Here is a 12,888-nt window from a genome sequence, read left to right as displayed (position 1 = left end):
CTTTGCACATTTTCAGAAAGTTTCTCAGCTAAGGTAGAGGAGGCACGTGCCCGAATATTTTCGAGGAGCAAAATGTCTGAACTGACTCAACCACTCGGGGCCTTTACCCGTTCGGTATCCGGTGTCTCGACCTCCGGATCCTCCCTGCGCGATTACTGGGAGGGGCTGTCCGAGCTCACCATGAGCCGGCTGGCTGATAACTGGGAAGCTACCACTAAGAAATACCGGGAGGGTCAGCGCGCCAGCTACTTCTCCGCGGAATTCCTCATGGGGCGCGCACTCCTGAATAATCTCGTCAATCTTGGCCTGGTGGACGATGCCCGCAAGGCCCTGGAAGATTACGGCCTCAACCTCACCGATGTGCTCGATGAAGAACCCGATGCCGCGCTCGGTAACGGTGGGCTGGGGCGCTTGGCCGCCTGTTTCATGGATTCGTGCGCTACCCTCAATTTCCCCGTGGTCGGCTACGGGATCCTCTACCGCTACGGCCTGTTCAAGCAGAGCTTCGTGGATGGTTTCCAGAAGGAAGAACCCGATCCGTGGATGGAAAACGGTTCGCCTTTCGTGGTGCGCCGGGATAGTGAATCCAAGCACGTGAAATTCGCGGATATGGATGTGCGCGCGGTTCCTTATGATATGCCGATCACCGGCTACGGCACCGCGAATGTCAATACCCTGCGCCTGTGGAAGGCGGAGCCCCTTGAAGAATTCGATTACGATGCCTTCAATTCCCAGCGCTTCACCGATGCGATCGTGGAACGCGAGCGCGTGAATGACCTGTGCCGGGTGCTCTACCCGAATGACACCACCTACGAAGGCAAGGTGCTGCGGGTGCGCCAGCAGTACTTCTTCTGCTCGGCTTCCCTCCAGTGCCTCATTGCCGAACATAAGGAAGCGCACGGGGATATTCGTTCCTTCGGGGAATACAACTCGATTCAGCTCAATGACACCCACCCGGTGCTCGCCATTCCGGAGCTCATGCGTCTGCTCATGGATGAGGAAGGCCTGGGCTGGGAGGATGCCTGGAAGATCGTGTCCCAGACCTTCGCTTACACCAACCACACGGTGCTGGCCGAGGCGCTGGAGACCTGGGAAACTTCGATTTTCACCAAGCTTTTCCCGCGTATTTATGACATTGTGGCGGAAATGGATCGGCGTTTCCGCGCGGAGCTGGCGGAGGCCGGTTTCCACCCGGGCAAGATTGAGTACATGGCGCCGCTCTCCGGCGGGCTGGTCCATATGGCGTGGATCGCCTGCTATGCCTCCTTCTCCATTAACGGGGTGGCCGCGATTCACAGTGAGATCCTCAAGCGGGATACTCTCCACGACTGGTACGACATCTGGCCCGAGCGCTTCAACAACAAGACGAATGGCGTGACCCCGCGCCGCTGGCTGCATAATTGCAATCCGCGCCTGGCCGCGCTGCTGACCGAGGTGCTCGGGGATGATTCCTGGGTGACGGATCTGGATAAGCTGGCCACCATTGAGGAACGCGGGAATGCTGATATTTACCGGCGCCTCATGGAGATCAAGGCGGAAAATAAGCGTGATTTCGCGCGCTGGATTAAGCGCCGCGACGGCATCGATATTCCCACCGACGCTATTTATGACACGATTATTAAGCGCCTGCACGAATACAAGCGCCAGCTCATGAACGCGCTGTACATCCTCGATCTGTACTTCCGGATTAAGGACAATCCCAGCATGGAGGTCCCGCCGCGGGTCTTCATTTTCGGAGCGAAGGCCGCGCCGGGCTACAAGCGCGCCAAGGCGATTATCAAGTTCATTAACGAAGTGGCGAAGCTGGTGAATAATGATGCGGATACCCGCGGCAAGATCACCGTGCTCTTCGTGGAAAACTACAACGTGTCCCCGGCCGAGCATATTATTCCGGCCACCGATATTTCCGAGCAGATTTCCCTGGCCGGGAAGGAAGCTTCGGGTACCGGCAATATGAAGTTCATGATGAACGGCGCGCTGACGCTGGGCACCATGGACGGCGCCACCGTGGAAATCGTGGACGCCGTGGGCGAAGAAAATGCCTACATTTTCGGGGCGCGCGAAGAGGAGCTGCCGGAATTGCGGGCGCACTACAACCCGCGCGAACAGTACGAGACCGTGCCCGGGCTCAAGCGGGTGCTCGACGCCCTGGTGGACGGCACCGTGAGCGACGGCGGGACCGGCGAATTCCACGACCTCCTCGGCTCCTTGCTGGACGGGTCCTCGTGGGAGACCCCGGACGTGTACTACGTGCTGGGCGATTTCGCTGATTACCGTGCTACCCGCGACCGCATGGCCGCGGATTACGCCAACCAGGAAGAGTGGGGCCGCAAGGCGTGGATCAATATCTGCCGCTCGGGCCGCTTCTCCTCTGACCGCACCATCGCGGATTACGGTCGCGATATCTGGGGCGTGAAGGCGACGCCGATTAAGTAGCGCGTGCTGTGCGCGTAGCTGCGCGGCTGCGTAAGCGACGCGCGACGCGACTCAAACGGGCGGCTGCGCGACGCTACGCTAACCGCGGGCGGCGACGCAATGCGCACGCAGACTAAGCGGGCGGCGGGTGTGTGATTCTTGCACATCCCGCCGCCCGCTTTTTGTTTTGTTTCACGGCCCGGCCTGCCCGCTGCGAACGTTCATGCGCGGGCGGCTTCTCATTTTTAAGAACGACGACGCCGCGCCTGCCGGCCAGCCGGGTCCCGGATAGCGACCGTGACCCGCGCGGTGAGCTGGTCACGCCGTAGTCGGTGTCCTGACTTGGCTCATTTAGTGCGACTTTGGCAGTGACTCGATAAGCACGGCCACATCCGCCGGCAGCGGGGTGCGAGCATGAACGACCTGCCCGCCGACCTCAAGCGTGAACGAGCGGTACTTCTTCAACGTCCGCACCAACCGTTTCAACGACACACCCGTGGACTGCTCAAGAACATGCCCGCACGCCATCGCCACCATCACAATCGTTAAATGCGCCTGGATCGAGTCCTCTTTACGGTGAAAGATCGGACGCGCCCGTAAATCCGACTTCGCCATCCGGAAAGCCTTCTCGATACGGAATAACCGGCGATAAAAACCGATCACCGCACCAGCATCCAAATCCAACCGATTCGTCTCGTAACCCTTAATCCCAGCCAACGCAAGATGCTTATCCGCTAACGCCTGGTTCACGCGCTTATTAGGAGCTTGCAAGTCAACATACCGGTTACGCTTGACCGGTATTTTCCCTTCCACCGCACGCCTGGCCTTGTCTAACTGTTCTTCCACACCCCGCCGCGTGCGCCGAGCCCGATCCTTGGAGTACTGATAATAAACAACCGACTCCACCACACCCACACCCTGCCCAGCCACCCTCTTAGCGTGGTTTTCTTGACGCCAGACCTGACCATCCACATAGTCTTTACCCGGATTCTCTTCACGCCATTTTGCGATAGGGGCAGGGATATCACGTTCTTTCGTGCCCAGAATATAGCCCAGACCAGCCCCGATAATCTCTTGCTTGTTAGAAGCTGAGAACATTCCCGCATCAGCCACAACCGTGATATCGGTAAGCTGGTAGGCACGCCTGAGGCGTTCAATCATGGGTAGCATCGTGTGGGTCTTGGCCCGGTTTCCTTCAAACCCACCAATCGCCAACGGCAACCCACATGCGTCGGTGAGCATCCCGACCGTGATCTGCGGGTCAATACGGCGTTCTTTCGAATACCCCGGCTTGCGTAACTCGTCTTCTTTATCCGTCTCGAAATACAAGGTTGTTACGTCGTAAAGGACGAGAACGCCTGGCCCGATACCCGCATGCCTTGCTAGCGTGGCCGTGATTCTGTCACGGAATTCTTCTTCCGTATAACGGGGCAGGTGGCGTTTAATCGTGGAATACGAAGCCGAACGCGCCCCGACCTCGGCAAGAGTCTCGATGGAATCAAACTTGGAGCCCGGGTGGATAATCCTGGCGGCTACCAGATCGTAGAACACCGGGTCATGGCTGGTTGGCACGCCTAGACCTAGGAAATCAAAAGCCCCACGGATCGCGTCGAGGAGGTAGCCGGCACGCTCGCTAGCCACGGTCAAGGGATTATCCACCGAACCACTAGCCACGCGCGCCGGCGCTGTCTCAACGCCCGTCTCCAGGTTTAAGGAGAGCTGGTCCCCGTCGATCAAGCGCTGGGCCTGGGCTTTTAAGAGCGCGAGTTCACCGGGCGTGTGGGCTGAACCAATGTGCTCGAGTACGGGCTTGCGATCCACGTAACGCCACACGATTTGTACCGCGGTAGCGCCCGACTTGGTTATCACGGTACGAATCCGGGGTCGTGGCATACTCCATAGCCTACCCCCAACCCGTTAGTACGACATTTCACCCACGAACGAGACAAAACCCCAGGCCACAACGTCAATATGAAACCTATCACGACAAAATGAGCCAAGTCAGGTTTCACGGCCCGGCCTGCCCGCTGCGAACGTTCATGCGCGGGCGGCTTCTCATTTTTAAGAACGACGACGCCGCGCCTGCCGGCCAGCCGGGTCCCGGATAGCGACCGTGACCCGCGCGGTGAGCTGGTCACGCCGTAGTCGGTGTGGCGAGCTGGTCACGCCGTAGTCGGTGTGGCAGTTTCACTTTCCGTGCCGGCGTTTCGGGTGAAGAAGAGCAGTATCGCAATGAGTGCGTACACCGCGGCGGACAGCATAATCGCTTTATCCAAACCGCAGGCCAGCCCGATTGCCGCAACTGCCGGGGCGAATAATGCTGTGACGATGGAATCGGCCAGGGAGATGACTGACAGGGCACTTGCTCGCACGCTATCGGAGATCCGGGTGTGGTAACGCCCGGAGACCTGGATGATCAAGATTGTTTGCATGGCCACGTGGAGGGCGAAAGTTATCCACACGAAGAACTGCTGCTGGGAGAGCGCGAAGAGTGCCGCGGCCAGAATATTGGCAATCGCCACAGCCCAGGCCCACCGCGAAGGGATATTGAGTTTCTCCTGGAGGGTGGCTGCGCCTAAACCGCCCAGGCACATGGCAGCGTAACCGGCTGCTACCAACCAGAGCGAGGCCTGGCCGAACTTGATTTGCCAGAGCATGAACGGCCCGAGCGCTGCCGAATTAACGAGGATTAACGCGAGTGCCTGGTGTGACCACACCGCGGTTTTTAGGTTTGCGCCGAGTTCCCGCCAGGTATATTCGGCAGCTTCCTGCGAATCAGGAACCGTCCAGGAGACCATCGCCGCACCGACAAGCGCGGCGATGCCAAGCAGCCAGATCGCCGGCGGCCATATCGCGTAAACCACCACTCCGGCCAAGCCACCCAGGAGGGAGGTACCCGAGCGAACGAACTGCATGACCGTCAATGTCTTGCTTGATTTTTCTGCGGTCGAGGTATCGACCTGGTTCATCACCAGCGCCTCAAGAGTGCCACTCATAGCGGCACTGGCGATTCCTGCGAGGAACTGGCCGGTCAATAGGACGCCGTCGTTCACCGCCCAGAAAAATGCCGCGAAAGCGACGATCCGCACCACGATGCCCGCAAGAAGAACCGCGCGCTGCGAGTAACGGTCAAAGAGTACGGAGAACGGAAGTTCCGCCAGAGAAACGGTGACATTGAAAACCGACACCATGACACCGAGGAAAACCAGGTCTCGCCCGAGGAACTGCGTGAAGTACAGGTTATCGACCGCACTGAAGCAGGCAACCGCCAGGGTACAGAGACCTAAAAGGGCTAAAGCTTTACGCATTTCATAAGGGTACATCCTCAATTTCGAAATTCCGAGAGTTACACAAGGCCAGGCGTCCGCGCCCCTTTTCTTAACGTAGCTGCCGTTGCGCTTTGATTTCGGGCGGATGCGGAGGTCTTCACGCGAGAATCTCACCAGCCTCACAGACTTCAATAGTCACACAAGCACCTGCGGAGCGGGCATGTGTTGTCCGAGCTGTAGTGCAAATGTCGTACACGCGAAGTACACCCCGGAAAAACACCCCGCCTCCGCCCGGGGCAGGGTAACCGGAATGGGTCATTTTCAAGTTTCAAGGCTGCAAAACGTGCATTTCGGACTGTTAGGGGAGCAGAGTGTACGCCACGGACATTAAATCGCGGAAAAACTGTCACCCAGGTACATTTTGTTAGCCGGCCTGGTCTCCCTCCTCCTCAAAGTGCGCATTTCGAACCGTGGCCCCGTCAAGTGCGCGTTAGAGACACGAAATCGCTCTGAAACGGTGCTCTCCCGCGCACTTCATGTCGGGGCTGCCGGGGCTAACCCGTTTCCACCCGCTGCTGCCCAACAAAGTGGTACTCCACGACAGCGGAACGAACAGAGTGGTACTGCACGACAGAAATTCAGGGTTTGGCTGTAGCTCCAGTACCACTTTGTTTCCGGGCCGGGAATGCCGGGCCGCTGGCAGCTGCCGGCGCTGCGGGCTAGCCTTCGGCTTCGGCGAGGAGGGTGTCGAGGACCGGGCGTTGCAGCCAGGCCGTGAGGTAGAGCGGGACGCTTAGCCCGGCCAGCGCCAATGCCCAGAAGATGGCCAAGCGTGATACCGGCGCATAAAGCCAGGCCAGCGGGAGCGCCACCGCGGCCGCTACGCACGCGGCCGTGCGTAGCGGCCGGGTGATGGCGAGGAGCACCGAGTTACCTAGGTGCTCCAGGAAGGCGTTGGAGAAGAATGCCTGGAGCGTTACCAGCCAGACCAGCACTGCCAGCACCAGCAGGAGGGCCACGATAATAAGGCCGGAGAGGATGCCGGCCAGCCGCGGATCCGCGGCGATTGCGGGGTCGGTAGCGAGCACCCCGGCAGAGTCGGCGACCGATTGCCCGACAAGGGCAGAATCGGCGGCGTGAGCCGCCGCGGACGCCGAGGCCGCGGGTGCGGCTTTGTCGGGGGCGGCGAGGCCGGAGACCCAGCGGTTTTCCCACCAGGCCAGGCCGAGGAGCCCGAGGGTGGGCAACCACCAGGCCAGCGATGGCAGCAGAGCAGCGCGGAAATGCTGCCACCACAGGCGCCAGGGCCGGGGCGCCTCACCGCGAAGCAGCTGGGCGCTCACCCGCGCCGAGGCCACCAAACTGGCTCCCCCACTCACCACCGGGAGCAGCCCGAGCAGAGTAATAATATTGAGCTCCACCAGGATGACGGCGTCGGAAAGTCCGCGCTGGAAAGGTGAGTCAGGATCGAAAATCCGGCGCATACATCTCCTTCGGTTCGTGGCGCCCGCGGGTGGAAGCGCTACGGGCTTGTGCGGCAAGCGAAGCCCCGTGGACCAGCGCCTCGCGAACCAGCACCTCGCGGGCCCAAGCCCCACGTGGCTGAGCTACGGCGCCGCGCGCCCAGTATCGGGTGCGCGGCGCCGCGTCGTCGTCGTGCTTCTTAACCCTTGACGGAACCCGCCGCAACGCCTTCCACAATATAGCGCTGCGCAAAAAGATAGAAAATAATAATCGGGATAATGGCGAGCACCAGCACCGCCATCTGCGCACCCAGATCCTTATTTCCATTCGAGCCCACCAGGAATTGGATCACCACCGGGACAGTCCGGTAGGCCTCCTCGCGCCCGATCACGAGGTTCGGGAGGAGGAAGTCGTTCCAAATCCACATCGTGTTGAGGATCGCGACCGTGACCGCCGTGGGCTTGAGCATCGGCATGACCACCTGGAAGTAGGTCTTGAAGGGCCCGGCGCCGTCGATAGACGCCGCCTCCTCGATTTCGCCGGGAATCGAACGCACGAAGCCCGCGAAAATAAATACCGAGAGCCCCGCCCCGAAGCCCAGGTAGAGCACCACCAGGCCCCACGGCGAGGACAGACCCAGCTTGTCCGCGATTTTCACGGTCGGGAACATGACCATCTGGAAGGGCGCCACCATGGAAAATACCAGCAGGTAGTACAGCAGCGAGGTCCACCAGCTCCGCACCCGCGCCAGGTAATACGCCGTCATCGCGCAGAAGAATACGATGACCAGCACCGAAGCCACCGTCACGAAGAACGACCAGCCCAGGGCCCGCATAAAACCGGACAGGCTCAGCGCGGTCTGGTAATTATCCATCCCCGCAAAGGTTTCGCCGGCCGGCAGGCTGAAGGGGTCGTCCGAAATGAAGAAGCGGCCCTTGAAAGAATTGACGAGGATGAAGAGCAGCGGCACCACGTAAATCAGGGACAGAATCCCGAGGAAAACCACCGCCGCCCAGCGCCCGGGGGTCATGCGCACCCGGTGGCGCGGGGCCTTGAGCTTCGGTTTCGCCGCGGGATCGGTGCCGCGTGCTTCCGTGCGCGCTCCCGTGCGTGCAGAGTCGCGCGTTTCCGCGGGAACGACGGCGCCCTGGGACTCAGCGGCGACCGCGCGTTTGCCAGTTTCGGTACTCACAGGTCCACCTCCTTCGTGCGGGTGGCGCGCAGCTGGATGAGCGCAATCGCGGAAACGATGAGGAAGAAGATCACGGCCTTGGCCTGCGATACTCCCTGCTGCCCGACCTGCTCATACATGCTCTTGACGATATTGAGCGCCGCCATTTCGGTTTCCCGCATGGGGGCGCCGTTCGTGAGCGCCAGGTTTTGGTCGTAAATCTTGAAGGTGTTCGCCAGCGTCAGGAAGAGGCAGATCGTAATCGAGGGCATCATCATGGGGATGGTGACCGAGCGCAGGGTGCGCCAGCGGCTGGCGCCGTCGATCTGCGCGGCTTCGTTGAGTTCGGCGGGAACATTTTGGAAGCCGGCGATGTAGATGATCATCATGTAGCCGATCATCTGCCAATTGACCAGCAAGATGAGGCCGATGAAACCGTATTTCGAATCATTGACCAGCGTGGTGCCGTAATTGGAAAGAACCGCGTTGAGGAGGGACTGCCAGGTGTAGCCCAGCACGATCCCGCCGATGAGATTCGGCATGAAGAAGATCGTGCGATAGAAATTCGTGGCGGGTAGCTTCTGCGTGAGCAGATACGCCAGGAAGAACGCGATGATATTGACGCTGATAATGGATACGATCGCCACCGAAGCCGTGAAGATCAACGCCCCAACGTAGTTTTGTTGCTCCGTGAAGGCATTGACGTAATTCTGCACGCCCACCCAGGTGGCATCATCCAGCGTGGTGAAATTCGTGAACGAAAGATAAATACCGATAAAGAACGGGGCGAGGAATGCGATCCCGAACGCCACGTACGTGGGCCCCACGAAGGCAAGCCCGTGTTTTTTCAATGTTTTCATGAGAAACCCCCTGTGAGAGGCGGGGCCCACCGCGATGGTGAGCCCCGCGCCTCACCTCAGGCAAGGCAGGTGTGGTAGCAGTGGGCGCGGGCGCTGCGTGGCGCGGCCGGCGCTTGAGTGCGCGGCACGGGTGGTGCCGAGCCGCCCGGCGCGCTTATCGCTTGTGTTCCGCGCAGCGCAACCGATAGGCGCCCGCACCGGCCAGCTACTTCACCCCGGCAGCTGCCTTCTCAGTGTTCCACTGGGTGACGAAGTAGTCCTTCACCTGATCCCAGCTTTCCTTACCGACGGCGTACTGGCTCAGGTGCTGGCCCAGCCCGTTCTTGAAGTCCATGGAAGGAGCCACCTGGAAGTCCCAAGCCACGTTGTAGTGCTCGGTATCCTTCATGTACTTGATGACTTCCTTACCGAGCGGGTCGGTGGGCGAGAGGCTGGCGTATTCCTTGAAGGGGGCGATGAAGCCGAGGTCCTCCGCGCAGAGCTTGGCGCCGGTGGGATCATTGAGCATCCAGTTGAGGAAGTCCATCGAGGCCTTCTTATCGGCATCCGAGGCCTTGTTGTTGATGGTCAGGTAGGCTTCGGTACCCACCGAAATACCGGCCTTTTCTTCACCCTTGACGCCCATGTAGATGGGCAGGAAGTGGATATCTTCCGCCTTGACGGTATTGCCGTCCACCCCATCAATCTGCGACCAGGCCCAGTTACCGTTCTGCACGAAAGCCACCTGGCCGAGCGCGAATTCCGCCATGGAATCGGTGACGGCCTTCGCTGTGGTTTGCGAGGGATCCACCGTGGAATCGGTGAGGTACAGGTCGAAGATCTTCTTCATATTATCCAGGTAGGTACCTTCGATACTCCCGGTGTCCTGCACGCCCTTATCCCGCAGTTCGTAGAAGAGCGGCCAGTTCATGAGGTGGGTCTGCCAGCGCCAATCCTCATTCGGGGAAAGCGAGGTGACCGCGAAAGCGCCCTTGATGCCGAGCTCGTCCTTCTTGGCCTGCATATCGTCCGCGACTTCCTTGAGTTTGTCAAAGTTCTTGATCTCATCCACGGACTTCGCCTTGGCACCCGGCAGCGCGAAGTACTTCTGCAAAATGGCATCGTTATAAATGATGCCGTAGCCTTCCACCGCGTGGGGGACGCCGTAAACCTTACCGTCATCTCCCTTGAGGGCCATTTCTTTATCCGTCATAGCCTCAATGAAGGGAGCATCGGAAATATCGCTGGCGTACTGCTTCCATTTGGCCAGGCCGATGGGGCCGTCCACGCGGAAAATAGTGGGGCCGTCCGCGCGCCCGAGCTCATTGGCGAGGGTAGGCTCATACGAACCGCCGGTCGCGGATACGATCTTAATATCCACCCCGGTTTGTTCGTGGTATTTCTTCGCCAATTCTTGGAAGGCCTGATCCGATTCCGGCTTGTAGTTGAGGAAGTAGACCTTGCCGGCCCCGCCTTCGCTTCCTCCGCCACTATCGGAATTGGATACGCAGCCACCCAATCCCGCGATGGCCACCAACCCAGCTGCGGCGAGAGCCGCAATCTTCTTCACTGAATGCATCGTTACGTCTCCTATGATCGTCAATGCCAGCAAGAAAGCCGCAGCCGCGACAGCACCGTAGCGCCCCGGCTCCCTTGCCTGTGTGGTGATACTAGTTTACACCACAGTGTGACTTATCTTGCGTTCTACAGTTCTAATTTAATGTCACCTTCGCGTGTGCGTCCGGTGGTTGCAGCGGGCACGCCCGTGGTAGGCGCACCTGTTGTTGCGGGCGCGCCATTGGTGCGACGACGCCGCCAGCCGCGCCATCAGCACCCTTCCTCGGTATCCGTGCTGAAAGGCACCAGGTAGACCGTGGTATCCGGCGGGAGCACCCCTTCTTCCAGCGGCGCGGAGCTGAGGAGCACCGCCCAGCCTTCGGGCAGGGGCAGGGGCTCGGCAAAGGCCGTCATAATCAGGAGATCCCCGCGGGAAGTGGCGGCGTCGTCGCCCGCAAAATTGATGAGCGCGACGCCGCTGCCGGCGTACTCGGGAGCGCGGCGCAATCCGCCCAGGCCCAGGTCGTAGCGGGCGCGCAGATGCAGCAGCTCCGTGTAGTAGGCGAGCGCGGATTCCGGGGCGGCTTCCTGCGCGTCCACCGCGAAACGGCGCCAGTCCGCGGGTTGGGGCAGCCAGCTTTGCCCCTCGGGTGAGAATCCGAAGGCCGGGGCGTCCGCGCGCCAGGGGATGGGCACCCGGCACCCGTCGCGCCCCAGCTCCGCACCGCCGGTGCGCGCGAAGGTGGGATCTTCGCGGGATTCGGGCGGCAGCTGGGTGGCTTCGGGCAGTTCGAGCTCTTCGCCCTGGTAGAGGTAGTAGGAACCGGGCAGCGCCGCCGTGAGGGTGTGCCAGGCGCGGGCCCGGCGCGCCCCCAGCGCCGCATCGGGCTGCGGGTCATCGGGGCCGATGCCGCTCGGGCCGTTCCCGCACCAGCCGGTGGTCACGCCCTCCAGGCCCAGGCGGGAGGTGGCGCGCAGGGTGTCATGATTGGAAAGCACCCAGGTGGTGGGGGCGCCCACGGCGTCGGTGGCGCGCAGCGAGGACTCGATCAGCGCATTAATGCGGTCCGCGCGCCAGGGCGCAGAAAGGTATTCGAAGTTGAAAGCCTGTTGCATTTCGTCGCTGCGCACGTAGCGGGCCAGGTCTTCCTCGGTATCCACCCAGGCTTCGGCCACCATCATGCGATCGCGCCCGTATTCATCCAGGATCGCGCGCCATTCGCGGTAAATATCGTGGACGGCGGGCTGGTTGGCCATGGGTGCGGGCGGCACGTTCACGTCCGGGTTGTAGCGCACGTCCTCCACCTTGTAGGGCCAGTCCGGGAGGGCCGGGTCTTTGGCCAGGCCGTGGGCCACATCTACCCGCAGGCCGTCCACACCGCGATCCATCCAGAACCGAATGGTGTGAGTGAATTCACCATGAATAGCCGGGCTTTCCCAGTTGACATCTGGCTGCGAACGGTCAAACAGGTGCAGGTACCAGGTTTCTTCGTGCTCCTGCGGGGTTCCTTTCACCCAGGGAATGTCCTTGACCTGCGACCAGGCCGGCCCGCCGAAGGAGGACAGCCAGTCGGTGGGCGGCTCGCTACCATCTTCCCCGCGCCCGGGCCGGAACCAGAAATTATCGCGCTGCGGGGCACCTTCCCCGGCCAGCACCGCTTCCCGGAAGAGCTTGTGATCCCAGGAGGTGTGGTTCGGGACAATATCCACAATGACTTTCATGCCGTGCGCGTGGGCGGCCTCGATGAGCCGCTCGGCATCGGCAAGGGTGCCGAAGCGCGGATCGACGTCACGATAATCGGCCACGTCGTACCCGGCGTCGAATTGCGGGGACACGTAGAAAGGCGAAAGCCACACCGCATCCACCCCGAGCTTCTCCAAATAATCGAATTTTTCTGTGATGCCGGGCAGGGTGCCGAGCGGCCCGCCGCTCGACGCATAGGACCGCGGATAAATCTGGTAAATAACGGCATCGCGCCACCACTGGTCACGCTGCTGGGGCGGGTGGATAACAGTGCCGGGGTGTTGTGCTGTCACGATCAACCTCTTCGTTGCCGGGAACCGGTGCCGGTTAGCACCGCACTTCCAAGCTTACGTGATAGGTACGACGCCGCTGCTCCTCATCCCACCAGCATTTTTGCCACGGCTGCGCCGCCCGGCGGTGGGCTGGCCG

8 protein-coding genes are annotated in these 12,888 nt (G+C 60.8%); 1 reads left to right on the top strand and 7 read right to left on the bottom strand.

Annotated elements, in window-relative coordinates:
- Window positions 1–72: 72 nt before the first annotated feature.
- Window positions 73–2,436 (top strand): glycogen/starch/alpha-glucan phosphorylase, encoded by a 2,364-nt coding sequence (locus tag ACRQDJ_RS07190; protein WP_284897234.1) that lies wholly within the window; start codon window positions 73–75, stop codon window positions 2,434–2,436.
- A gap of 330 nt (window positions 2,437–2,766) precedes the next feature.
- On the opposite strand, the gene ACRQDJ_RS07185 is transcribed toward ACRQDJ_RS07190, so the two are convergent.
- The 7 genes from ACRQDJ_RS07185 to ACRQDJ_RS07155 all read right to left on the bottom strand — a co-directional run bounded on the left by ACRQDJ_RS07185 (window position 2,767) and on the right by ACRQDJ_RS07155 (window position 12,752).
- Window positions 2,767–4,308 carry an IS1634 family transposase gene (locus tag ACRQDJ_RS07185; RefSeq protein WP_435717928.1) on the bottom strand — a complete coding sequence of 514 codons (1,542 nt, stop codon included), beginning with the start codon at window positions 4,306–4,308 and terminating at the stop codon, window positions 2,767–2,769.
- Window positions 4,309–4,577: 269 nt separating this feature from the next.
- Window positions 4,578–5,723 carry an MFS transporter gene (locus tag ACRQDJ_RS07180; protein ID WP_284897238.1) on the bottom strand — a complete coding sequence of 382 codons (1,146 nt, stop codon included), beginning with the start codon at window positions 5,721–5,723 and terminating at the stop codon, window positions 4,578–4,580.
- A 680-nt stretch (window positions 5,724–6,403) separates the two neighbouring features.
- Complete coding sequence (locus ACRQDJ_RS07175) at window positions 6,404–7,168, bottom strand: hypothetical protein (RefSeq protein WP_284897240.1); 765 nt, start codon at window positions 7,166–7,168, stop codon at window positions 6,404–6,406.
- A 179-nt stretch (window positions 7,169–7,347) separates the two neighbouring features.
- Window positions 7,348–8,178 (bottom strand): carbohydrate ABC transporter permease, encoded by an 831-nt coding sequence (locus ACRQDJ_RS07170; RefSeq protein ID WP_284897263.1) that lies wholly within the window; start codon window positions 8,176–8,178, stop codon window positions 7,348–7,350.
- Between the two features lie 158 nt (window positions 8,179–8,336).
- A complete protein-coding gene (locus ACRQDJ_RS07165) occupies window positions 8,337–9,179 on the bottom strand; it encodes a carbohydrate ABC transporter permease (protein ID WP_284897242.1) in 843 nt (280 codons plus the stop codon).
- A 205-nt stretch (window positions 9,180–9,384) separates the two neighbouring features.
- On the bottom strand, window positions 9,385–10,737 hold the full coding sequence (locus ACRQDJ_RS07160) for an ABC transporter substrate-binding protein (RefSeq protein WP_284897243.1): 1,353 nt from the start codon (window positions 10,735–10,737) through the stop codon (window positions 9,385–9,387).
- Between the two features lie 248 nt (window positions 10,738–10,985).
- The gene (locus ACRQDJ_RS07155) at window positions 10,986–12,752 is read right to left on the bottom strand and encodes a glycoside hydrolase family 13 protein (RefSeq protein ID WP_284897245.1); all 1,767 of its coding nucleotides are present in this window, start codon (window positions 12,750–12,752) and stop codon (window positions 10,986–10,988) included.
- Window positions 12,753–12,888: the final 136 nt, after the last annotated feature.

The sequence above is a fragment of the Actinotignum urematis genome, from assembly GCF_051264595.1.
Lineage (GTDB): Bacteria > Actinomycetota > Actinomycetes > Actinomycetales > Actinomycetaceae > Actinotignum > Actinotignum timonense_A.
The sequence above is the reverse complement of the archived record's forward strand: the minus strand, read 5'-3'. Positions and strand labels throughout refer to the sequence as shown.

Bases quoted from the DNA above. Each gene is read 5' to 3' on its own strand.
- ACRQDJ_RS07175 (WP_284897240.1), bottom strand. From the start codon at position 7,168: ATGCGCCGGATTTTCGATCCTGACTCACCTTTCCAGCGCGGACTTTCC.
- ACRQDJ_RS07170 (WP_284897263.1), bottom strand. From the start codon at position 8,178: ATGACCCCCGGGCGCTGGGCGGCGGTGGTTTTCCTCGGGATTCTGTCC.
- ACRQDJ_RS07190 (WP_284897234.1), top strand. From the start codon at position 73: ATGTCTGAACTGACTCAACCACTCGGGGCCTTTACCCGTTCGGTATCC.
- ACRQDJ_RS07160 (WP_284897243.1), bottom strand. From the start codon at position 10,737: ATGCATTCAGTGAAGAAGATTGCGGCTCTCGCCGCAGCTGGGTTGGTG.
- ACRQDJ_RS07180 (WP_284897238.1), bottom strand. From the start codon at position 5,723: ATGCGTAAAGCTTTAGCCCTTTTAGGTCTCTGTACCCTGGCGGTTGCC.
- ACRQDJ_RS07165 (WP_284897242.1), bottom strand. From the start codon at position 9,179: ATGAAAACATTGAAAAAACACGGGCTTGCCTTCGTGGGGCCCACGTAC.
- ACRQDJ_RS07185 (WP_435717928.1), bottom strand. From the start codon at position 4,308: ATGCCACGACCCCGGATTCGTACCGTGATAACCAAGTCGGGCGCTACC.